This is a genomic window from Micromonospora sp. RHAY321, from assembly GCF_023896955.1.
In the GTDB taxonomy this organism is placed as follows: domain Bacteria; phylum Actinomycetota; class Actinomycetes; order Mycobacteriales; family Micromonosporaceae; genus Micromonospora.
On sequence record NZ_JAMHIW010000007.1, the window covers coordinates 276404 to 299068 of the forward strand.

The window sequence follows — 22665 nt, forward strand, 5'->3', positions numbered from 1 at the left end:
GACACCAACGGGCCAGCACGACGACGCCCGGCGCTCAGGGCGCGGAAACCTCGGTCGATGCCCGGGTGACCTGACGGGGCAGTCCCGCCACGGCGTCCGGCGTCGGCCCGCCCGGGGTCGGCTCCGCCGATTCGTCGGCGGCCGCGCCGCCGGGCGTCCGGTCGGCGGGAGCGCCGGGCGCCGACACCGACCGGCCGGCCGGCGGCCCGCTGATCGGGCGGGGATGTCCCGCGCCCAGGGGTCCACCACCGCCGGTGGGGCCGTCGCCACCACCGGCCGGACCGGCGCCGCCGGAGCCGTCGTCGGCGCCGTCGTCCCGGGAGCGCCCCCCGGCCGGGCGGGTGCGGTCGGCGGCGTGCCCGAGCACCCGCAGCGAGGCCAGCGCCGCCATCGGCACCACCAACGCGGTGGCGGTGCCGGCGACGTCCAGCGCCGCACCGTCGAGCACGCCACCGAGCACCGCGGCGACCGCGGTGCCGGCCAGTGCGGCCCGGACGGCCGGGTAGATGCCGAACAGCCGCATCAGCCCGCCCCACGGCTGCAACAGGGCGAACCACACCAGCAGCCCGCCGACCAGGGCCAGCACGGTCAGCGGGCTGTTCACCAACGTCTCGAAGTTCTCGGTGCTGGAGCGGTGCACGGTGAACCCGCCGGTGCCGTCACCGACGGCGGACAGGAACCGACCCAGGCTGCCCCGTTCCGCAGCCGGACGCCGCAGGTCCACCACGGCGAAGCCGATGCCGACCGCCAGGGCGGCCATGGTGGCCCAGGCCAGCCGGCTGATCGTCAACCAGCCGCCGGCGCTGATCACCGCGGCCACGCTCAGCCCGGCCGTGAGCGCGATCGCGCCGACCGGGTCGGCGCCCAGGTACGGGCTGCCGACCACCACCACGGCCAGCCCACCCACGGCCACCATCACCGCCGGCCGCCAGCCACGGTGCACCCGCTGGGCGAGCCAGCCGCCGCTCAACAGCGCGCCGGCCAGGAACACTCCCAGCCCGACCGTGCTCAGGCCCGCGTACCGGCCACCCTGCAACGCCGAGTAGCCCACCACGCCGTTGAGCTGCAGACGCGCCCCGGTGAGCACGTCCAGCCCGACGACGAGGGTCGTGAGGCCGGCCACCGCGCCCAACGGGCCGAGGGTGTTGCCGTACCCGGGGGCGAACCGGACCGCCGCGGTGCCCGCCGCGACCAGCAACGCCGTGACGCCGGCGAAGATCCAACCGGGGTGCTCGCCCCGCCACCAGGGCACCGCGTCGGCGAGCAGCGCGGCCGGCACGGTCAACGCCGCCGCCACCAGCAGCAGCTCCACCACCGACACGACCCGCGCGGACACCGGCGTCGGCCCGCTCGGGCCGGCGTGCGGGCGGGCCCGACGCAGCAGCGGCAGCACCGCGAGGGCCAGCAGCACCTGCACCCCGGCGAGCAGGGTGAAGAACCCGCCGGAGACCGTCCGCTGGGCGGCCGCCTCCCGGTCGGCGTCCGCCGGGGCGTTGATCGCCACCGCCAGGTCGGCGGGCCGGCCGTCGGTGCTCACCGCCGGCCGGCCCAGGAAGAGCCGCTCCGGCATCGGCCGGCCCAGCGCTGCCAGGGCGGTCGGTGCGAGGTCGACAAGTTGCAGGTAACCGTCCCGCCCGGTGCTGGCCGAGGTCAACCAACCCCGCTCCCAGCCCGGCCCGTCGGCGACCGCCACGTGCAGCCGGGACGGCTGGGCGGTGTCGGAGATCCCGGCGACCAGCACCAGCGACCTCGGCGGCCGGGCGGCCAGCACCCGGGCCAGCTGGGCGTCCGCCACGCGGGCGGCCTCGGCGCGGACGGCCGGGTCGGTCCCGTCGACCGTGCCCAGGTCGACGATGCTCAGCACGCACGAGCCGAGCAGCGCGCGCGGATCGGCGGGCAGCGCCGAGGCGTACCGGTCGACCCGGCCGAACGGGCGTGCCGCCGCGACGGCCGCGCCCGGGCCGACCGCGACCGAGCAGCGCACCGACTCCGCCAGCGACCCGGGCATCGTGCCCCAGGGCAGCCGCTGCTGGTTGTACTGGACCACGCTCTCCTGGTCGGGCAGGTTCGCGCCGATGCCGTCCGGTTGCTCCACGGCCACGCCCGCCGCCGGGCAGCCACCGGCGGGCCGGCTGCCGTTCCACGCGGCGAAGCTGCCCGCGCCCACGGTCAGCCAACCATCCACCGGGCAGGTGGGCCGGTGCGCGGACCGCACCGACAGCGAACCGATCGACCCGTCCTGGGCCATCCGCCACAGCGTCGGGGTGCTCTGCGGATCGACGTCCTCCCAGCGCAGCCCGGCGATCCCGGCGAGCACCACGAAGTCGGCGGTGCGCTGCGGGGTGCCCTGTGGAGGGCGGGCGGCCAGCGCGGTGATGCCCAGCGCCACCACGAGCACGGTCAACAGGGCGGGGGCGAGTCGGCGCAGCATCACCGGTGTCCCGTCATCGGGGCGTCGGAGTCCGGGGCCGCCGGACCGGCAGGTTCGGCGGCCAGCTCGGCGTAGAGGGCGGCCAGCGCGGCGACCGTGTCCGCCTCGGTGGGCCACGTCGCCGCCCGCTCCGCGCCGCGTCGACCCAGCTCGGCGCGGGCCGCCGGGTCGTCCAGCAGCGCGCGCACCGCCGCGTCGACCGCGTCCACGTCGCCGGCCGGAACCAACGTGGCGGCGTCCCCGACCAGCTCCGGCAGGCCGCCGACCGCCGTGGCCACCAGGGGTACGCCGGCCCGCAGCGCCTCCTGGGCGAAGAGCTGCCGGGCCTCCCAGTCGCTGGTCACCACCGCGAGGTCGGCGCCGGCGAGCAGGTCGGCCACGTCGGTACGGTGCCCCAGCAGGGTCACCGGGGCACGGGCCGCGGACGTCCGGGCCGCCAGCGGCAGGTAGGCCGGCCCGCTTCCGGCGATCACCACGACCGGCGGTGGCGTACGCGTACGCCACCGGGCCGCGGCGTCGATCAGGACGTCGTAGCGCTTCTGCGGATGCAGCCGGCCGACCGAGACGATCAGCGGCTGATCCGGGCGGACACCGAACTCGGCCCGCACGGCAGCCGGACGTCGGCGCGGAGCGGGCAGCGTCGGCGCGGCGACGTTGGCGAGCCGGGCATCGGCCGCTCCCAGGGCGGCAGCCCGCTCCACCAGGTCCGCGGAGGCGCCGAGGGCCACCCGGGCGCCCCGGGCCACCACCCGCTCGGCCAGGCGGGACACCCCGCCCCGCAGCCCGCCCGCGAGCACCGCGTTGTGCCAGGTGACGATCAACGGCGCCGCCGGGCGAGCCAGCACGGCGACCAGCCCGGCACGCAGCCCGTGCGCGTGCACCACGTCGACCCGGGCGGCGGCGAGCGTCCGGCGCAGGGCGAGCACCGCGCGCGCGTCGGCCGGGGTCGGGCTGGCCGGGATCTCGACCGGCTGGAAGCGGGCGCCGACGCCGGTGAAGTCGAACTGCTCCTGCGTCGCCGCCGGCCCGCAGACCAGCACGTCGGCGCCGGCCGCGACGAGACCGCGAGCCACCGACCGGACGTGCTGGCCGACCCCGCCGGTGCTGGAGGCGAGCAGCAACGCGACGCTGCCCGACCACCCGGTGGGCAGAGCTGGCTCACTCCCCGCGCTCATCGGGCCACCGTCTCCTTCCCGTCGCCCCGCTCCGGTGGAACCGCACCCGGCGTCGACCCGCCACCGCGGTCCCCCGGCCCCCGCCGGCCCAGGCGCCGCAGCACCCCGGCGAGCAGTGGCCGTACGTCCCGCCGGTCGACGAACCAGACCACGGCGAGGAAGACGGCCCCGACCAGAACTCCGGACAGCATGCCCTGACCGAGTGCCGCCGCCATCGTCGGGGTGCCGCCACCCGGCGTGTCGAGCCACCGGACGACGCCGGCCCCGGCGAGCGCGGCGAGCGCCCCCGCCAGCACGCCGGCCGCCCCGGCCCGGGCCGCGCCGGCCAGCGCCGCCCGCCCGGCGCCGCGACGCACCGCCACGACCAGCAGCGCCCCGAGCACCAGCATGCCCACCGAGTTCGCGACGGCCACCGCGAGCACCCGGTCGGCGGTGGGCAACAGGGCCGTCAGCGGCAGCGCCACGGCCGGAACCACCAGCCAGCCGAGCGTGATCGCCACGGTCGCCGACCGGGTGTCGCCCCGGGCGTACAGCGCGCGCGACAGGACCGCGAACAGGCCGTAGCCGAGCAGGCCGGGGGCGAACCCGGTGATGGCCGCCGCGGTGGACGCGGGATTGTCCGGGTAGAAGACGGCGGCGATCGGCCCGGCGGTGCCGATCAGCGCCGCGACGCCCAGGCAGCTGAAGAGCAGCACGCCGCGCACCGTCGCGGAGAGGGTCTGCCGGTAGCCGGCCTCGTCGCCCGCGGCGGAGGCGGTGGCGAGGGTGGGATAGGCGGCCACCGCCAGCGGCACGGCGAGGACCGCCCACGGCAGCAGGAAGATGGCCTGGGCCAGGTTGAACACCTGCGGGGAGCCGGTGGGGCCGCCGGAGACGCGGTTCAGGATCACCAGGAGCGCGACCTGCTGCGCCGCGACCGTCACCGCGCCGGCTGTGGCGAGCCCGCCGATCCGGCCCCGCGCGTCGGCGGAGAAGGCGTACCCGAACCGGGGCCGGAGCCGGAGCCGGCGCAGCGGGATCAGCAACGACAGGGACAGCACGACCACGCCGAGGGTGGTGCCGGCGGAGAGAAGCAACTCGCCGCCGCGGCTGACCTGCGCCACGCTGGCGCCGCGTCCCGCGCTGGCGCCGAAGGCCAGGTAGACGACGACCACGGTCAGGCTCGACAGCAGCGGGGCGATCACCGGCCAGGCGAAGCGGCGGTGCGCCTGGAGTACGCCGGTGAGCACGATGCCGATTCCGTAGAGAGGCAACTGCGGGGCGAACACCCGCAGCATCCGGGCACCGGCGGCGAGTTCCGCCGCCGAGCGTCCCTCGCTGATCAGCGAGATGATCGGGTCGGCGAACAGGACGACGAGCACGGCGAGGGGCACCAGCAGGCTCACCGTCCAGGTGAGCAGGGTGCCGGTGGTGGCCGCCACCGCCCGCCGGTCGCCGGCCGCGACCGCACCGGCCAGCAGCGGTACGACCAGGCTGGCCAGAGCGCCACCGGCGACGATCTCGAAGACGATGTTCGGCACCGTGTTCGCGATGACGTACATGCCGCCGAGGTCGCTCTGCTGCACCACCCAGGTGAACACGGCGGTACGGCCGAAGCCGGCGAGCCGGCTGAACACGGTGAGGACGGCGATGAGCGCGGCTGCCCCGGCCAGCCGGCCGGCGCCGGCGAGGGGTGCCGGTCTGGTCACGTCAGTCGGCGCGCCGGCCCAGTGCGTCAAGCTCCCGCAGCCCCGGGGTCTGCTGGATCACCGCCGTGAAGCTGACCTTCTCGCTGGCGGCCGTGAGACCGGCGAGCACGGCCAGCAGCCCCGCCCGGCCGAGCGGGCCGGTCCGGGCGGCGAGCGCGACGCCGAGCAGCGCGCCGAGCGCGTTCGCGCCGCTGTCGCCGACCATCACGTCCTCGCCCAGGTCGTCGCGGAGCAGGCCCGCGGCGGCGCCGACGGCGCCCGCGGCGATACCGCCGTGCGGGCCGCCGGTCAGTGGCGCGCCGAGCAGCAGCCCGGACTTGAGGGCGCGGCCGGGCCGCAGGTCGAGCAGGTTGAGCAGGTTGGCGGTGCCGGCGATCACCCCGGCGCCGAGCAGCACGTCGACGCCGCGACCGAACGCGCGGTGGCGCTGGCGGCGCGGGTGCGCGGCGACCCGGGGATCGGCGGCGAGCAGCGCGGCGGCGCCCAGCCCGGCGGCGCCCACCCCGACGACCTTGACCAGCCCGGCGGTGACCCGGCCCTCACGCAGGGCGGCGAGGTGGCCGGCGAAGCCCTTCGCCGCCTTCTGCTCCGGCCGGCCGCCGACCACGTCGTCGTACAGCCCGACACCGCCGGCGCCGAGGCCGGCGACCAGGGCGGCACCACCGGAGGCGGCGCTGGTGGCGCCGAACGCACCGGCGGCGGCCGCACCGGCGGCGAGCGCCGGCCCGGCGGCCAGGGTCACCGTCCGGCCGCGGAAGTTGGTGCGCTCCAGCGCGGGCCCGGCCGGGGCGCTGCGCACCTCGCGCAGGGCGTAGCGGGCCGCGGCGGCTCCGGCGCCGGCGATGAGCAGCCGGCCCAGCGCGCTCACGCCGCTGCCTCGTCGGTTTCGGACACGGGGGTACGTCGTTCGCTCACTGGGGCAGTCTAGGCAGCAGCGAGGCGGCGTTGTCGCCGACGCCGTACTGACCGGCCTTCTTCTCGGTGAGCTGCTGCACCAGGGCGAGGGTGGTGACCAGTTGACCCTGCACCGTGTTGGCGTTGTCGACGGTGGAGATGGTCTGGGACAGCACCGGGTCACCACGGACCACGGCCACCACGTTGCCGCCGGCCGAGCCGTTGCCGCCGACCACGATCGAACCGGTCCGGTCGAACTGCTCGGCGATCTTGACGACCGACTCGTCGCGCTTCGCGGAGTCCTTGTCGACGTACGGCTGACCGCTGACCACCACGACGGCCTCGGCCGACCCGGTGACCTTGTTGTCGTCGGTGGTCAGGTAGCCGGCGTTGTTGTACGCGGCGAGCACCGCCCGCCGGTCGGCGTCGCTGACCGGCGCGGTGCCCTGCGCCCGGTCCAGCAGGACACTGGCGAGCAGGGCGCTGGAGGTCTCCACGCCGTGCCCGTTGCCCGGCAGGCCGGTGGTCTGCGCGGTCGGGCGGGCGGCGGTGACGGCCAGCTCCAGCAGGTTGGTGTTGTTGTCCGGGTTGATGAACTTGTCCTGCAGGTCGACCCGACCGGTGAGGGTGGCCCCGGCGAGCTGGAGCTTCTTGAGCACGCCCTCGGTGTGGTCACGGCCGTTGGGCAGGCTCAGCACCAGCACCCGGCGCCCGGTGAGGGTGCCCGGCAGGACGACCTGGGACATCTCCTCGGCGAACTCCTCCTCCAGCCCGAGCTGCTTCTCCATGTTGTTGACCGTCTGGCGCCACTGCTGGTTGTCCTTGCGCAGCCCGGTGACCTGCTCCTTGAGAGAGTCGGCGACGGGGCCGTTGAGCGCAGCCGTTCCGACGACCAGGCCGATCGCCAGGGCCAGGAAGACGGCGGTGAGGGACACCACGTGGTAGCGGAAGTTGATCACGCTTGCAGCCTCTTGATCCGTCGGAAACTAGAAGAGCCGGTACAGCTGGAACACGAAATTGTCCCACCATTCGGCGACCACGCCCAGGTACGCCTTCCCGACGGTGGACACGGCCACCGCGGAGGCCATCGCGGAGATCGCCGAGAGCACCAGCAGCAGCAGTGACGAACCGGAGATGCTCTGCCGGTAGAGCCGGCTCACGCCCTTGGCGTCGACGAGTTTGCCGCCGACCTTCAGCCGGGTCAGGAACGTCGAGGCCATCCCGCCCCGACCCTTGTCCAGGAACTCGACCAGCGTGGCGTGGGTGCCGACCGCGACCAGCAGCGAGGCGCCCTTCTCGTCGGCCAGCAGCATGGCCAGGTCCTCGCTGGTCGCCGCCGCCGGGAAGGTCACCGCCGGGACGCCGAGGCCGTTGACCCGGGGCAGGCCGGGTGCCCGCCCGTCCGGGTAGGCGTGCACGATCACCTCGGCGCCGCACCGCAGCACGTCGTCGCTGACCGAATCCATGTCGCCGATGATCATGTCGGGGGTGTACCCGGCCTCGACCAGCGCGTCGGCGCCGCCGTCGACGCCGATCAGCACGGGCTTGAACTCCCGGATGTACGGGCGCAGCACGTCCAGGTCGGCCTTGTAGTCGTAGCCCCGCACCACGATCAAGCAGTGCCGACCCTGCATCTGGGTCTCGATGTCCGGCACGCCCACGCCGTCGAGCAGCAGGTCGCGCTCCTGGCGCAGGTAGTCCATCGTGTTGGCGGCGAACGCCTCCAACTGGACCGAGAGCCCCTCCCGGGCGTCGGCCATCGCCTTGGCGACCGACTCGGCGTCCTGCAGGCTGCCGTGCGCCACCGGCTCGTCACCGGCGAAGACCGTGTTGCCCTCGATGCGGACCTGGTCGCCCTCGCGGATCTGCTCGAAGACGCCCTCGCCGAGGTCGTCCAGGAGCGGGATGCCGGCGGCGATCAACACCTCGGGGCCGAGGTTGGGGTACCGGCCGGAGACCGACGGCTTGGCGTTGAGCACCGCCGCGACACCGACGGCGACCAACGAGTCGGCCGCGACCCGGTCGAGATCGACATGGTCGATGACCGCGATGTCACCCGGACGCAGCCGGCCGACCAGGCGTTTTGTCCGGCGATCGAGGCGCGCGGTGCCGAGGACTCTGCCCGGCTCCGTGCTCCGGTTCCGGCGCAACGTGGGTAGACGCATCGTGACCATCCTGGCATGTGGGGCAGGCTTTTCTGTCGCGACATGCCTGAGCAGGGCCGCCTACCCAGGGAAGCACACGTCGGCACAGGCCGGTGTGCTTGCCGTCACAATACGCGGCGTCACGGGCGCCTTTCCTTCGCCGCCACGGCGAGAAGCTCCTCGGCGTGGGCGATACCCAGATCGGAGTCCGGTAAACCAGCGAGCATCCGCGCCAGCTCCCGGGCCCGTTCGGTGTCCTCCACCACGCGCACCCCGCTGGTGGTCACCGCGCCACCGGTGTCCTTCGCCACCACCAGGTGGCGATCGGCGAAGGCGGCCACCTGCGGCAGGTGGGTGACGACCAACACCTGGTGGCTGCGGGCCAACCGGGCCAGCCGCCGGCCGATCTCCACCGCCGCCTGACCGCCGACGCCCGCGTCGACCTCGTCGAAGACCAGCGTGGGCGGGCCACCCGAGCCGGCGAAGACCACCTCGATGGCCAGCATCACCCGGGACAGCTCACCGCCGGAGGCACCCCGCTGCAACGGCAGCGACGGCGCGCCCGGGTGGGCCAGCAACCGCAGCTCCACCTCGTCGCCGCCGTCCGGGGCGACACCCACCTCGACGCCGTTGACCGGCAGCGCCGGCTCCGACCGACCGACCGGGCGGGGCAGCACCGCCACCTCGATCCGGGCGTGCGGCATGGCCAGCCCGGCCAGCTCGACGGTGACCTGGTCGGCGAAGCGGACCGCCGCCTCCTGCCGCGACGACGACACCCGACCGGCAAGGTCGGCCACCTCGACGGCCAGCCGCTGACCCTCCCGCTCCAACTCGTCGAGCAGGTCGTCGGAGGTGTCCAGGTCGGACAGTCGGGTGCGGGCCCGCTCGGCCCACGCGATCACACCGTCGACGTCGTCGGCGTACTTGCGGGTCAGCCCGCGCAGCGCGGCCCGCCGTTCGTAGAGGTGCTGCAACCGGGCCGGGTCCGCGTCGAGCGTCGCCAGGTACGTCGACAGCTCGGCGGAGACGTCGGTGACCAGGGTGGCCGCCTCCTCCAGCCGGGCCGCCAGCTCGCCCAACGCCGGGTCGGTGCCGGCCTGCGCCTCCAGCGTGCGGCGGGCGGTGCCGAGCAGCGCCGCCGCGTCCGGCGTCTCGTCGGTCACCTCCGCGCCACCGGCCACGCACTGCTGGGCCAGTTGCGCGGCCGTCCGCAGCCCCTCGGCGTGCTCCAGCCGCTGCGCCTCGGCCTTCAGGTCGTCATCCTCGCCGGGCTGCGGATCGACCCGGGTGATCTCGTCGAGGCCGAGCCGCAGCAGGTCGGCCTCCTGGTTGCGCTCGCGGGCGTTGCGCCGCCGGTCGGCCAGGTCGTCAACCACCCGCCGCCACCCGGTGTACGCCTCACGCAGCGCGTCGAGCAGCTTCTCGTGCGCCGGGCCGGCGAAGCGGTCCAGCGCGGCCCGCTGCTCGGCCGGGCGCAACAGCCGCAGCTGGTCGGACTGGCCGTGCACGGCCACCGCGTGCTCGCCGACCTCACCGAGCATCGACACGGGCATGCTCCGGCCACCGAGATGGGCGCGGGACCGGCCCTCCACCGTCACCGTGCGGCTCAGCAGCAGCGAGCCGTCGTCGTCGGGCTCGCCGCCGGCGTCGATGATCCGCGCGTGCACCGTGTCCGCGACGCGACCTTCGAGGCGCAGCCGCCCCTCCACCACGGCACGGCCGGGTTGGGCGCGAACCCGCCCGGCGTCGGCCCGGCCGCCGAAGAGCAGGCCGAGGCCGGTGACGACCATCGTCTTGCCCGCACCGGTCTCGCCGGTGATGACGTTCATGCCGCCGGTCAACGGCAGCGTGGTGTCCTCGATGACGCCCAGTCCGGTGATGCGCAGCTCTTCCAGCACAGCAACCGACAGTAGACGCGAGGGCCGACAGTTGACCAGCCGACCGGGCCGCGGTACGCCCGCCACCTGGCCGACGTACAGTTCTGCCCCGTGTTGGACGTGATCGGCCTGAGCCCGGCTGAGGAGGAGCTCTACCGCTGCCTGCTCCAGCTCACCACGGCCCGGATCGACGAGCTGGTCCGCCGGCTGCACCGGCCGCGCGAGCAGGTCGTGGCCCAGGTCGAAGCCCTACGGATCAAGGGCCTGGTGCAGCCCACCGACACCGACCCGGACGCTCCCCTGCGCCCGACGGCCCCGGACGTCGCCCTCGGTGCGACGCTGCTGCGCCGCCAGGAGGACCTGGAGGCCGCGCGGCGGCGGGTCACCCAACTGGCCGAGGAGTACCGGTACGGGCTGCGCCGGCACCACGTCGACCACCTGGTCGAGGTGATCACCGGTGCCCGGGTGCTCCGGGACCGGTTGCGCGATCTGCAGAATGCGGCACGTACCGAGGTGCTCTGGTTCTGCCGGGCGAACCCCCTCGCCATGGCCGGCCCGGAGAACGTCGAGGAGTTCGACGCGCTGGCGCGCGGGGTGAGCTACCGGGCCATCTACGAGCGGGACCTGCTGCTGGAGCCGGGCGCGCTGGCCGACCTGGCCAAGGGCGTCGGCGCCGGTGAGCAGGCCCGCGTCCTGGACCGGCTGCCGGTCCGGCTGGCCATCGTGGACGCTCGCACCGCGATCTGCCCGCTGGTGCCCGACCGCGACGGCGGCGAGCCGAGCGCCGCCGTGATCGGCCGCAGTCAACTGCTCGACGCGCTGCTCGCCCTGTTCGAGAGCCACTGGCGGGTGGCCACCCGGCTGCGGCTGGAGGACCCGCTCTCCGTACCGCTGGCCGAGGGCCGGCGGCCCGACCCGGACGACCGCCCCGGCGACGGCTACCAGCCGGACGCCGACGAGGCGCGGCTGCTGTCGCTGTTCGTGGCGGGCGTACCGGACAAGTCCATCGCCTCCCAGCTCGGGGTGAGCCGGCGGACCGTGCAGCGACGGCTCGCCGAGCTGATGGCCGCGGCCGGCGTGGACACCCGGCCCGGGCTGGCCTTCCAGGTCGCCCGGCGGGGCTGGATCTGAGTTGGAGCCGATCGGGGCGGGACGGCCCACGGCCGCCCCGCCCCGCTCAGGTCAGCGCAGGCCGTACGCGTCGAGCACGGTCTGGTCGACGGTGTTGCCGGCCCGGTCGCGGGCGTGCACCCGCAGCGACACCGTGCCGTGCCCGGCGGGCACCTCGGCGGTGAACCGGGCCCCCGAGCCGCGTACCGGCGTCGACCGCCAGGTCTTCCCGCCGTCGAACGACACCTCGACCGTCAGGCTGGTGCCGGTGGGCGCCGGTACGCCGGCGGGCTGCCGCAGCGTCAGCCCCAGCCCGTGCGGCCGACGGCCGGACACCTCACCGCGCAGGTCCGCCGGGACCTGGTAGTCCACCTGCAGCAGTGACAGCGGCCGGGCGACGTCCCCGGTCGGGCGGGCCGAGGTGAACTGCCAGGCCGTGTCGGTACGGGTGGCGTAGCGCCACTCCTCCGAGGACCGCTGCGTGGTCAGGTCGAGCCGGTAGCGGGCCGATTCCGCCGTGGTGGGCACGGGTGCCCAACCGCCGGAGAGGTCGGCGATCTGCTTCCCGTCGCGGCTGAGCCGGGCCTGCACGGTGTCCGGCTCCTCGCTACCGCCGGCCGGGGCGTAGTGACCGTCGGCGTCGACGTACTCGGCCACCCGGAGGTCCAGGGTGTCACCGGTGCGACTGGGCACCGGCGCACCGGCAGCCGCCGGTACGGCCGGCCGGATCACCGGGGCGTGCCAGGTCTCGGTGTCCCGGTCGTCGGCGGCGTACCGCCGGGGCTGCTGGGTCAGACCACCGGTCAGCTTCCCCCAACTCGAGAACATGATCTTGTGCAGCACCCGGTGCTGCCACCAGCCGTCCCCGGAGCTGACGAACTCCTGCCGCGTCGTGCCGGTACGCACCAGCCGCTGGTCGTCGTTCCAGGAGGTCTCCTGCCACGGACGCCAGCCGAACCGCTGCTCGGTGGCCCACTCCGAACCACCGACGTCGCCGTAGTGGGCGGTCACCTCGGCGGTGTTCTTCGCGGTGACGGTGTGCAGGATCCGCTCCGGCACCCGGCCCTTCGAGACCTGCCACACGTCGTACAGGTAGGGGCTGTCGACGGTCAGCGTCAGGTCCAGCGTCGCCCGACCGGTGCGTGCCGCGGCAATCAACCGCTGCCCGTCGTCGTACGCCACGGCCAGGGCGGGCACCGGCAGCCGGTCACCCTGTGGCGTCCAGACCGTCCACGCGCTCTGGTCCGCCGGCCGGACGATGAGCACCGTCTTCGCACCGGCCGCCGCGGCCGCCGCGATCTGCTCGTCCTCCGAGACGTCCGGGTTCGTGGTGAGCAACGCCGCGGCGCCGCGCACCCGGGCCAGCTCGGCGGGGGTACCGGTGCCGGCCCAGACCAGCGGCAGCTTCTGCCGGCCGGTCGGTGCCGGCGAGTAGCCGAGCAGGTTGATGTCGAGCGGACCGGAAACCCCGCTGATCTTCGCGTCCACCATCGGTGCGACCAGTTGCCAGCGCGAGGAGAACTCGAACTCACCGCGGCGCACCTGCCGCGTCGGGGTGACGTTGACCTGCTGGATGGTGCTGAAGGTCATCACGCCGTGGTCGACCTGCCGGCCGTTGCCGAAGATCCGGTGCTCGTAGAAGCTGATCGTCGCCCGCTGTTCGGTCGGCTTCGGCGTCTCGATCCGCACCGGAGTGCCCTTACGCGGGTCCACCATCACGGTCATGTCCCGGTCGACCACCAGCTCCGGGTCGGTGACCAGGGTGATCTGCTCGTCCAGCGGGGCGCCGTGCTCGACCAGCGCCTGGAGCAGGTAGGGGCCCTCCTCGACCTGGACCTGCGTCTCGCCGGCGCTCCAGCCGAGGAAGTCGGATTCGGGCTGCTCACCGAAGAGGGTGAGCACCGGCGACAACCCCGGCTGACCCTTCATGTCCAGCACCTTCATGGTGACCGTGTGCAGCGGACCGCTGAGGGTCAGCGCGACGGCGGTCCGCACCGCGACGCCGTCCGCGCCCGTGGCCACCAGCCATCCGCTGTGCACGCCGCGGTCCAGCTTCGCCGGGTCGGCGCGCAGCGGCACGGCGACGCTGCCGCCGGCCGGCACGGTGACCTCGCCGCCAGCACCGGTGACCGCGTCGGTCTCGGCCGCGCCGCTGTCCAGGTTGCGCAGCTCCAGGGCCAGCCGCAGGGTCTGCGGGGTCGCGGTGGTGTTGGTGTACGTCACCGTCCGCTCGGCCGCCGCACCACCGGTGCTCAGCCGGCCGAAGTCGGCGGTGGCGCTGCCGTACACCCGCTGGCCGAGCGCCCGGGCCACGTCGACCCGTCCACCGCCCTGCTCGAACACCGTCAGCTCCGGGTTCGCCTTCGTGGTGCTGACCAGCGCGTCCTTGAGCTTCCCGGCGACCCAGTCGGGGTGTTCCTGGGCGAGGATCGCGGCCGCGCCGGCCACGTGCGGGGTAGCCATCGAGGTGCCGGACGCCGTCGTGTAGGCGTCGCCCACCGGCGTACCCATGGTGGTGCCGGCGGCCCGGGCGGCGATGATGCCGACGCCCGGCGCGGTGATCTCCGGCTTCAGGCCGTTGTCACCGAGGCGCGGTCCGCGGCTGGAGAACTCCGCCAGGTTGTCGTTGCGGTCGACCGCGCCGACGGTGAGGGCCGCGGCGGCGGCACCCGGCGTGCCGACGGTACGCGGTGCGCCCTCGTTGCCGGCGGCGATCACGAAGAGTGCCCCGGTCTCGGCGGTCAGGTCGTTGACGGCCTGGCTCATCGGGTCGGTGCCGTCGGTCGCGGAGCCGCCGAGGCTCATGCTGACCACCTTGGCGCCGGAGTGGGCGGCCCACTCCATGCCGGCGATGATCGAGGAGTCGTAGCCGGAGCCGCCGTCGTCGAGCACCTTGCCGACCAGCAGTTGCGCGCCGGGGGCGACCCCCTTGCGGAGCCCGTCTGAGGCGGCGCCGCTGCCGGCGATGGTGGCCGCCACGTGCGTGCCGTGGCCGTGCCCGTCCCGTGCGCTGCCGCTGCCGGAGAAGTCCTGCGCCTCGGCGATCCGGCCAGCCAGGTCGGGGTGGGTGGCGTCGACGCCGGTGTCGAGCACCGCCACCTTCACGCCGTTGCCGTCGCGGCCGGCCGCCCAGGCCGTCGGAGCGCCGATCTGCGGCACGCTGTGCTCCAGCGCCGGACGGACCTTCCCGTCCAGCCAGATCCGGGCGACGCCGGCGCCGAGCCGGGCGGGCGACCCGGCGGCGGTACGCGCCTGCGGCGCGCCACGCAGCGTCGTCCAGAAGCCACCGAGGTCGCCCTTGCCGACCCGCATCGCCGCGCCGTTGATGCTCTCCAGCGGACGGGCGTCGGTGGCGCCGGCGAGCGGCCGGACACGGCCGGCGGCCGGCTCCTGGTAGCGGACGATCAGCGGCAGCGTGCTCTGCGCGGCGTCGCCGTACCCGTCGGCGGCCAGTTCCTGCACGTCGAACAGGTTGGGGTCGAGCACGCCGGAGGAGAGGTACGGCACGACGTCGCTGGGCAGCACCCGCAGGCCGCCGTCGACCTCGAGGGTGTGGAAGGTGATCCGGTCGCGGCCGGGGCCGGGGCGGACGGTGGCGGCGACCCGGCCGGGCGCGGCCTGGGCGAGGTCGACCTGGTCGCCGGTGATCAGGGTGAGGTGAACGGGCGCGGTGCCGGGTGCGGGCGTGGCCGGGTTCGGGCCAGTGGGCCGGGCCGGTGGGTCGGCGGACGCCGGTGCGGCGAGTCCGACGACCAACGCGCCGACCGCGCCGGCGGTGAGCCAGCGTGGGGGCCTGTGCATGGGTTGGGCTCCTCTACTCCAGGGGACCGGTCTCAGGGAGATCGACCGATCGGAGTCTGCGACGGAGCGCCTCGGGTGGTCACTAGCTGCGGCACGCCGCACCGGCGACATGTCGCCAGGTGGACATCGGGCGGCGGGTGCGGGGCCGCCGGATGTCCGGCGGGTTTCCGCCGGACAAACCGGGCTTCTTCGGTCCTGTCAGGGGGTGCCGGGCGGCCGTCAGCGACGAGAGCCGCGCCAGCCGTGCACCGGGAGCCCGAACTTGGCGACCAGCCGGTCGGTGAACGGGCGGGCCCGCAACCGGACGATGCGCACCGGCAGGGCGCCCCGACGGACCGTGACCCGGGCACCGGGCGGCAGGTCGTAGACCCGCCGGCCGTCGCAGCAGAGCACGGCCAGGGTGGTGAACGGGTCGACCGTGATCACGAACGTGGACGTCGGGGCGGTGACCAGCGGGCGGCTGAACAACGCGTGCGCGCTGATCGGCACCAGCAGCAGGGCCTCCACCTCCGGCCAGACCACGGGCCCGCCGCCGGAGAACGCGTACGCCGTGGAGCCGGTGGGGGTGGCGCAGACCACGCCGTCGCAGCCGTAGCGGGACAGCGGCCGGCCGTCCACGTCGACGAGGAGTTCGAGCATCTGCGCCCGCTCGCCCTTCTCGACGCTGATCTCGTTGAGCGCCCAGGACTCGATGGTGGGGCCACCGTCGAACTCGGCCGTGACGTCCAGGGTGAGCCGCTCGTCCACCGTGTAGTTGCGCCCGACCACGTCGCGGACGGCGGTGTCGAGGTCGTCGATCTCGGCTTCGGCCAGGAAGCCCACCTTGCCGAGGTTGATGCCGAGCAGCGGCGCCTTCGCCGGCCGGGCCAGCTCGGCCGCGCGCAGGAAGGTGCCGTCCCCGCCGAGCGCGAAGACGATCTCGGCGCCCTCGGCGGCCTCCGGGCCGACCACCGGCACGACGCCGGGCAGGTCGAGGTCGTCGGCCTCCTCGGCGACCACCCGGACCTCGAAACCCGCGGCGATCAGATCGGCGGCGACCGCCCGGGCGTGCTCGGTGCTGCGCCGACGGCCGGTGTGGGTCACCAGCAGCGCCGTGCGGCTCATCGGACCGACCGCCCGTCGACGACCGGACGACGCTGCGCCGTCCCCGCCGCGCCGGTGCGGCCGCGTGTCCCGCGCGCCGTGCCGAAACGCTCGCTGCACGCGTTCACCCTGCGACCTCCTCCGCCGCCCCGGCCGGCACGTCGCCGGCCGTTGTCGGGCCGTCCGGCCCGGCCTCCACCACGGCCCGCACCCGCTCCGGGTCGGCCGCTGGTGCGCCCCGGCGCAACCATACGAAGAACTCCACGTTGCCGCTCGGCCCGGGCAGCGGGCTGGCCGCCACGTCGGCCAGGCCGAGGCCGAGCTGCGCCGCCGCGGCGGCCACGTCGAGCACCGCCTCGGCGCGCAGCGCCGGGTCGCGGACCACACCGCCGGCCCCGACGCGTTCCTTGCCCACCTCGAACTGCGGCTTCACCATCAACGCCAGATCGCCGTCGTCACGGGTGCAGCCGGCCAGCGCCGGCAGCACCAGCCGCAGCGAGATGAACGACAGGTCGGCCACCGTGAGGTCGACCGGGCCGCCGATCGCCTCAGGATCGAGCGTACGGACATTGGTGCGTTCCAGGACCCGGACCCGCTCGTCGGTGCGCAGCGGCCAGGCGAGCTGCCCGTAGCCGACATCCACGGCCACCACCTCGGCGGCGCCGCCGCGCAACAGCACGTCGGTGAAGCCACCGGTCGACGCACCGGCGTCCAGGCAGCGCCGGCCGGTCACGCTCAGCCCACCGCCCGCGAACACGGCCAGCGCACCGGCGAGCTTGTGCCCGCCCCGGGAGACGTACTCCTCGGTGGGGTCGGCGCCGGTGACCAGCAGCGGATCGGCGGGGTCGACCATCGCGGCGGCCTTGCGCGCGCGCACCCCGCGCAGCTGGACCCGCCCAGCCTCCACCAGCGCGGCGGCCTGCTCGCGGGAGCGGGCCAGACCGCGGCGGACGAGTTCGGCGTCCAGCCGGTTGCGACGTGCCATGGGTGGTTGTTCTCCGGTCTGCTCAGGCCTGGTCGTCCCGCTCAGGTCTGGTCGATGGTGGCGAGGGTTTCCCGAAGCGTCTCGTAGGCCGCCTCGTACTGCGCGATCTGGTCGGCGGGGGCGAGCGTCGCCGCGTTGGCCATCGCCTGCACGGCGGCGTCGACGGCGGGGTGCCGGGCCTCGTCGTCCCCGACCTCCGGCAGCGGACCCGGGCCGGCACCCACTGGTGGACCCGGGCGGGCGGCGAACGGGCCGGGCCGGATGCCCGGCGGCGGTCCCGGGCGGGCGCCGGACGGCGGGCCCGGGCGGACGTCGCCGTTCACCGGAGGCTCCGCCCGGTCAGCGCGGCGCTCACGGGGTGCCGTCCGGATGCTGCTCGCCGGCCGCCTTCTTGGCCGGCATGTCAGCCGGGGTCGGCGTCTCGTCGGTGGTCCGGCTGAGCGTCGCCGGTGGCTTCTTCATGACGGCCTTCTTGGCGACGGCCTTCTTGGCGACCGCCTTCTTCGCCACGGCCTTCTTCGCCACGGCCTTCTTCGCGACGGCCTTCCTGGCCACCGGCGCGGAGACCGGGGCGCCCGCCTCGCCGTCCGACGGCACCAGACCGGCGTCGGGCTGCGCGGCGCGAAGCTGGTCGGGCTCCGGGGCGGGACCGGTGGACGGCCCGCTGGCGGGCTCGGCGGCCCGCGCCTCGCGCAGCTGCCGTTCCAGGTCGCGAACCCGTCGGGTCAGCTCGGCCACCTCGTCGGCGGTGGCCAGGCCGACCGCGCCGAGAGCCCGGTCGACCTCGAAGCGGACCAGCTTGGTCAGCGCCTCCCGGTTGGCGGCGCCGGTGGTGAGCAGCTCCTCACCGAGAGCCTGCAGTTGGGCGGCGGTCGCGCCGCCCGAGCCGACGAGGCGGCGGGCCACGTCCTGGGCCTTCTTCCGGGGCGCCTCCGCCAGGCCCATGGCCAGTTCGAGGTAGGCGCGCCACGCGTCCTGCATGCCTGAGTCCTTCCGCGGGGCGGGGTGTGCAGGTGTCACGCTACCGGGCACCCCGGACTGGCCTGTGCGGTACGGTGCCGAGGACGGTGTGGCGATCAGCGAGGGGGAGACGTGGCCAGCGTGGACGAGTGCCGGCAGGCATTGCAGGACCTGGCCGCCCGACTGGACCGCAACGCCGAGACGGTACGCGAACGGATCGACCTGGACCGGACGCTGGCCTGCCGCATCACGGACCTCGACACCGCGTTCCACGGCCGGATCACCGGCGGTCGCCTGGTCGAGCTGACCGACGGCGACGACCCCAAGGCCAAGATCGCGCTGAGCACGTCCAGCGACGACCTGCTCGCCCTGGTGCGTGGCGACCTGGACGTCACCGGCGCGGTGGCCTCCCGCCGCGTGTCGATCAAGGCCAACCCGTTCGATCTGCTGAAACTGCGCAAGCTGCTCTGACGAGCGTCGGCGCCGCTCGGCCAGCCGAGCGGGAGCTCACGCGCCCGTGGGCAGGCCGAAACTCTCCAACGCGTGGTCCGCGTCCGGGCCGGTCGGGCGGATTTTCGGCAAAGCCGAGGCCGACCAGGCCGCCCCGCAGAGCGCGGCCAACGCGTCCAGCGGCCGGCCCGAACCGCCCAACTCCAGCGTGCCGTCGCGCTCCGTCACCGTCCAGCCGCCGGCGTCCGCCGGGCCGGGTACCCGCACCGCCGCCGCCGGGTCGAAGAGACCCGCCAGGTCCCGCGCGACGTACGTGGGTCGGCGCTTCGGCTCGGCGGCCAGCAGATCGGGTACGCCACTGACTCCGGTGAGCACGAGCAGGCTGTCCAACCCGGCGCGCCGGGCACCCTCGATGTCGGTGTCCAGCCGGTCGCCGACGACCAGCGTCCGGCCGCCGTCGCTGCGCCGTGCGGCGGTCTCGAACAGCGCCGACTCCGGCTTGCCGACCACCACGTCCGGATCCCGCTCCAACGCGGTCCGCAACGCAGCCACCAGAGAACCGTTGCCCGGCAGCGGCCCCCGCCCACTGGGCAGGGTCCGGTCCGTGTTGGTGGCGATCCAGATCGCGCCGGCCCGCACCGCGACCGACGCCTCGGCCAGGTCCGCCCAGCCGACCTGCGGACCGTAGCCCTGCACCACCGCGGCCGGCTTCTCGTCCGCCCGGGAAACCGGGGTCAGCCCGACCGCGCGCACCTCGGCGCGCAGCGCCTCGGCACCGACCACGAGCACCGGCGCTCCCGCCGGCAGCCGGTCCCGCAGCAGTTCCGCCGAGGCCGCGGCGGAGGTGAGCACCTCCTCCGGCCGGGCCGGCACACCCATCCCGGTCAGCAGGTCGGCGACGTCACTCGACCGACGGGACGCGTTGTTGGTGGCGTACGCCACCGCCCGCCCCTCAGCGTGCAGCCGGGCCACCGCATCGACGGCGCCGGGGATCGGCCGGTCGATCAGGTAGATCACCCCGTCCAGGTCGAAGACCACCAGGGTGTACCCGTCGATCAGCCGATCCCCCGCGTCCACGCTCACCGCTGCGTCGACCCCGACTCGTCGCCCCGGGCCGGAGCGGTCTCGTCGGTGTTCACCGCGTCGCCGTCGGCAGCGCGGTCCGTCTCGGCCTGCCCGCTCTCGTCGGGGTGGCGATCCTCGTCCTCGCCGTCGACGTCCTCGTCGTCGCCGGAGCGGCCGGCAGCGCCGTCCTCCTCGTCGTCGTCGAAGTCCTCGTCCTCGTCGCGGTCGTCGTCCTCGTCGTCGTCGCGGTCGTCGTCGTCCTCGTCGCGGTCGTCGTCGTCCTCGTCGCGGTCGTCGTCGTCCTCGTCGTCGTCGTCGTCGTCGAAGTCTTCGTCTTCGTCGTCTTCGTCGTCGTCGCTGTCACCGGTGGTCAGGTCGGTGTCGGGTCGGGCGGGCACGGCGCCGGGAGCGCCCGGGCCAGCGGCGATCTCCTCGGCCGTCTCGTCCTCGTCGTCGCCCTCGATGACCACGCCGTCGAGCTCCAGCAGCCGCTCGGCGGCGTCAGTCTCGCCCTCGGTGTCCACGTCGGCGGCCCGGGAGAACCACTCGCGGGCCTCCTCGCGCCGGCCCACCGCGAGCAGCGCGTCGGCGTACGCGTAGCGCAGCCGGGCCGTCCACGGCACGGTGGCCTCGCTGGTGAGGTCCGGGACCTGGAGCATCGCCACCGCGGCGTCCTTCTGCCCGAGGTCGCCCCGAGCACCGGCGGCGACGATCAGCAGCTCGATCGCGACGGCCTTGTCCAGCTTCTCCTGGTCGGCGCCGCGGAACAGGTCGATGGCCCGCTCCGCCCGACCCAGGGCACGCTCGCAGTCCGCGAGGACAGCCAGGTGACTCTGCAGCCCGGTCATCCGGTGGTACGTGCGCAGCTCGGCGATCGCCGTCTGCCACTCCCCCGCGTGGTACGCGGCCAGACCGACCGCCTCGCGGACGGCGGAGATGCGCGACGCTAGCCGCCGGGCGGCCAGCGCGTGCGCCAGCGCCTCGGCCGGGTCCTCGTCGATCAGCTGACCGGTGGCGACCAGGTGCCGGGCCACCGTCTCGGCGACCGGCTTGTTCAGCGAGAGCAGCTCGGCGCGAACGTCCTTGTCCAGGTCGGTCGCGACGATGTCGTCCGGCAACGCGGGGGCCGAGCTGCGCCCGCCCTCGAACGACTCGGAGCCCGCGCCACGGTCGTCGCGGCGGAAGTCCCCCTCGCGACGCGGCCGGTCGTCGGCCCGGTAACCACCCTCACGGTCGCCACCGCGGAAGCCACCCTCACGGGGCGCACCGCCCTCACGACGGTCACCACCCCGGAAGCCGCCGCCCTCGCGGCGGTCTCCACCACGGAAGCCGCCCTCACGGGGCGCACCGCCTTCACGACGGTCACCACCCCGGAAGCCACCCTCACGAGGCGCACCGCCTTCACGGCGGTCCCCGCCACGGAAGCCACCCTCACGGGGCGCACCGCCTTCACGACGGTCACCACCCCGGAAGCCACCCTCACGAGGCGCACCGCCTTCACGACGGTCACCACCACGGAAGCCACCCTCACGAGGCGCACCGCCTTCACGACGCTCACCGCCACGGAAACCACCCTCGCGGCGGTCTCCACCACGGAAACCACCCTCGCGAGGCGCACCGCCCTCGCGGCGGTCGCCGCCACGGAAACCACCGTCACGGTCCCCGCCCCGGAAGCCGCCGCCTTCACGACGCTCGCCACCACGGAAGCCACCCTCACGGGGCGCGCCGCCTTCACGACGATCGCCGCCACGGAAGCCACCCTCACGGGGCGCGCCACCCTCACGACGGTCCCCGCCACGGAAACCACCGTCACGGTCCCCGCCCCGGAAGCCGCCGCCCTCGCGACGGTCCCCGCCACGGAAACCACCCTCACGAGGCGCACCGCCTTCACGACGGTCCCCGCCACGGAAACCACCGTCACGGTCACCGCCCCGGAAGCCACCCTCACGGTCGCCACCACGGAAGCCGCCCTCACGGTCGCCGCCACGGAACCCGCCCTCACGACGGTCACCGCCACGGAAGCCACCCTCACGGGGAGCGCCGGAGCGCGAACCATCGCGGTCGCCGCCACGGAACCCGCCCTCACGACGGTCGCCGCCACGGAAGCCACCGTCACGGTCACCGCCACGGAAGCCACCGCCCTCGCGCGGGGCACCGGGCCGGGACCCATCGCGGAAGCCGCCCTCGCGACGCTCGCCGCCACGGAAGCCACCCTCGCGGTCGCCACCGCGGTAGCCGCCCTCACGGCGGTCACCGCCACGGAAGCCACCCTCACGGTCACCGCCACGGAAGCCACCCTCACGGGACGGGCCGGAACGGGTGCGGTCGCCGCCCTGGTAGCCGCCTTCGCGACGGTCGCCACCGCGGTAACCACCCTCGCGGGGGGCGCTGGACCGCGAACCATCGCGGTCGCCGCCACGGAACCCGCCCTCGCGACGGTCGCCACCACGGAAACCACCCTCGCGCGGAGCGCCACCCTCGCGGCGGTCGCCGCCACGGAAGCCGCCCTCACGCGGGGCGCCGGAGCGCGAACCATCGCGGTCACCGCCACGGAAGCCACCCTCGCGACGGTCACCACCGCGGAAACCACCCTCACGCGGGGCAGCCGAGCGCGAGCCATCGCGGTCGCCGCCACGGAAACCACCCTCGCGCGGAGCACCGGAACGCGAGCCATCGCGGTCGCCGCCACGGAAACCACCCTCACGCGGAGCACCGGAACGCGAACCGTCACGGTCGCCGCCACGGGAGCCACTGTCGCGGCCGCCGGCGTATCCGCCTCGGGCGCCGCCAGCGTTGTCCCGGTCTCCCCGGTACGGGGGACGATCGCGGTCGTCACGGCGCGGGCCGCGGTCGCGTCCACCCGGGCCGTCAGTGCGGTCTTCGTAACGACGGGGACGGTCTCCGCCCTGCGGTCCTGAACTCACAGGTACATCCTTCCTCATTGCGCCACCAATGGCGCTACGCAGTCGAGGGCCGACCCGGATGGGGCGGCCCTCGACTGG

17 protein-coding genes are annotated in these 22665 nt (G+C 74.9%); 3 read left to right on the forward strand and 14 right to left on the reverse strand.

The annotated features are described in order from the left end of the window. Window positions 1–34: 34 nt before the first annotated feature. From M8C17_RS18285 to recN, 7 genes are all read right to left on the reverse strand, one after another. A complete protein-coding gene (locus tag M8C17_RS18285) occupies window positions 35–2431 on the reverse strand; it encodes a hypothetical protein (protein WP_252417705.1) in 2397 nt (798 codons plus the stop codon). Then, the gene (locus tag M8C17_RS18290) at window positions 2431–3606 is read right to left on the reverse strand and encodes a glycosyltransferase family 4 protein (RefSeq protein ID WP_252417706.1); all 1176 of its coding nucleotides are present in this window, start codon (window positions 3604–3606) and stop codon (window positions 2431–2433) included. The genes M8C17_RS18285 and M8C17_RS18290 overlap by 1 nt, the downstream gene beginning before the upstream one ends. Next, entirely contained in the window at window positions 3603–5294 is a 1692-nt protein-coding gene (gene murJ / locus M8C17_RS18295) for a murein biosynthesis integral membrane protein MurJ (protein WP_252417707.1), read from the reverse strand. Before murJ ends, M8C17_RS18290 begins: the two co-directional genes overlap by 4 nt. A gap of 1 nt (window position 5295) precedes the next feature. Further along, window positions 5296–6162, reverse strand: a complete 867-nt coding sequence (locus M8C17_RS18300; protein WP_252417708.1) for a hypothetical protein — start codon at window positions 6160–6162, stop codon at window positions 5296–5298. A 43-nt stretch (window positions 6163–6205) separates the two neighbouring features. Then, entirely contained in the window at window positions 6206–7147 is a 942-nt protein-coding gene (locus M8C17_RS18305; RefSeq protein WP_252417709.1) for a copper transporter, read from the reverse strand. Between the two features lie 27 nt (window positions 7148–7174). Beyond that, window positions 7175–8353, reverse strand: coding sequence for a putative cytokinetic ring protein SteA (gene steA, locus M8C17_RS18310; RefSeq protein WP_252417710.1), 1179 nt, complete (start codon window positions 8351–8353; stop codon window positions 7175–7177). 119 nt (window positions 8354–8472) lie between these two features. Further along, window positions 8473–10230, reverse strand: coding sequence for a DNA repair protein RecN (recN, locus tag M8C17_RS18315; protein WP_252417711.1), 1758 nt, complete (start codon window positions 10228–10230; stop codon window positions 8473–8475). Window positions 10231–10320: 90 nt separating this feature from the next. On the opposite strand from recN, the gene M8C17_RS18320 reads away from it, so the two are divergent. Continuing rightward, complete coding sequence (locus M8C17_RS18320; protein ID WP_252417712.1) at window positions 10321–11340, forward strand: helix-turn-helix domain-containing protein; 1020 nt, start codon at window positions 10321–10323, stop codon at window positions 11338–11340. A 51-nt stretch (window positions 11341–11391) separates the two neighbouring features. On the opposite strand, the gene M8C17_RS18325 is transcribed toward M8C17_RS18320, so the two are convergent. The 5 genes from M8C17_RS18325 to M8C17_RS18345 form a co-directional block, all read right to left on the reverse strand. Beyond that, window positions 11392–15120, reverse strand: a complete 3729-nt coding sequence (locus M8C17_RS18325) for a S8 family serine peptidase (RefSeq protein WP_252417713.1) — start codon at window positions 15118–15120, stop codon at window positions 11392–11394. 219 nt (window positions 15121–15339) lie between these two features. Further along, complete coding sequence (locus M8C17_RS18330; protein WP_252417714.1) at window positions 15340–16224, reverse strand: NAD kinase; 885 nt, start codon at window positions 16222–16224, stop codon at window positions 15340–15342. 103 nt (window positions 16225–16327) lie between these two features. Continuing rightward, complete coding sequence (locus M8C17_RS18335) at window positions 16328–17188, reverse strand: TlyA family RNA methyltransferase (protein ID WP_252417715.1); 861 nt, start codon at window positions 17186–17188, stop codon at window positions 16328–16330. A gap of 41 nt (window positions 17189–17229) precedes the next feature. Then, the gene (locus M8C17_RS18340; protein WP_252417716.1) at window positions 17230–17511 is read right to left on the reverse strand and encodes a hypothetical protein; all 282 of its coding nucleotides are present in this window, start codon (window positions 17509–17511) and stop codon (window positions 17230–17232) included. 28 nt (window positions 17512–17539) lie between these two features. Further along, entirely contained in the window at window positions 17540–18169 is a 630-nt protein-coding gene (locus M8C17_RS18345; protein ID WP_252417717.1) for a phasin family protein, read from the reverse strand. Window positions 18170–18280: 111 nt separating this feature from the next. On the opposite strand from M8C17_RS18345, the gene M8C17_RS18350 reads away from it, so the two are divergent. Further along, window positions 18281–18619 carry an SCP2 sterol-binding domain-containing protein gene (locus M8C17_RS18350; protein WP_252417718.1) on the forward strand — a complete coding sequence of 113 codons (339 nt, stop codon included), beginning with the start codon at window positions 18281–18283 and terminating at the stop codon, window positions 18617–18619. A gap of 36 nt (window positions 18620–18655) precedes the next feature. On the opposite strand, the gene M8C17_RS18355 is transcribed toward M8C17_RS18350, so the two are convergent. Together M8C17_RS18355 and M8C17_RS18360 are read right to left on the reverse strand one after the other, a co-directional pair. After that, a complete protein-coding gene (locus M8C17_RS18355) occupies window positions 18656–19681 on the reverse strand; it encodes an HAD-IIA family hydrolase (RefSeq protein ID WP_252417719.1) in 1026 nt (341 codons plus the stop codon). Next, window positions 19678–20697 (reverse strand): hypothetical protein, encoded by a 1020-nt coding sequence (locus M8C17_RS18360; RefSeq protein WP_252417728.1) that lies wholly within the window; start codon window positions 20695–20697, stop codon window positions 19678–19680. Before M8C17_RS18360 ends, M8C17_RS18355 begins: the two co-directional genes overlap by 4 nt. Between M8C17_RS18360 and M8C17_RS32045 the strand changes: the two genes are divergently transcribed. Further along, entirely contained in the window at window positions 20686–22581 is a 1896-nt protein-coding gene (locus tag M8C17_RS32045; RefSeq protein ID WP_305884701.1) for a hypothetical protein, read from the forward strand. The two genes, M8C17_RS18360 and M8C17_RS32045, sit on opposite strands and share 12 nt — an antisense overlap. The last annotated feature ends 84 nt before the right edge of the window (window positions 22582–22665 follow it).

Coding starts and splice junctions, on each gene's coding strand:
- M8C17_RS18285 (WP_252417705.1), bottom strand. CDS start 2,431: ATGCTGCGCCGACTCGCCCCCGCCCTGTTGACCGTGCTCGTGGTGGCG.
- M8C17_RS18290 (WP_252417706.1), bottom strand. CDS start 3,606: ATGAGCGCGGGGAGTGAGCCAGCTCTGCCCACCGGGTGGTCGGGCAGC.
- steA (WP_252417710.1), bottom strand. CDS start 8,353: ATGCGTCTACCCACGTTGCGCCGGAACCGGAGCACGGAGCCGGGCAGA.
- M8C17_RS18325 (WP_252417713.1), bottom strand. CDS start 15,120: ATGCACAGGCCCCCACGCTGGCTCACCGCCGGCGCGGTCGGCGCGTTG.
- M8C17_RS18330 (WP_252417714.1), bottom strand. CDS start 16,224: ATGAGCCGCACGGCGCTGCTGGTGACCCACACCGGCCGTCGGCGCAGC.
- M8C17_RS18335 (WP_252417715.1), bottom strand. CDS start 17,188: ATGGCACGTCGCAACCGGCTGGACGCCGAACTCGTCCGCCGCGGTCTG.
- M8C17_RS18345 (WP_252417717.1), bottom strand. CDS start 18,169: ATGCAGGACGCGTGGCGCGCCTACCTCGAACTGGCCATGGGCCTGGCG.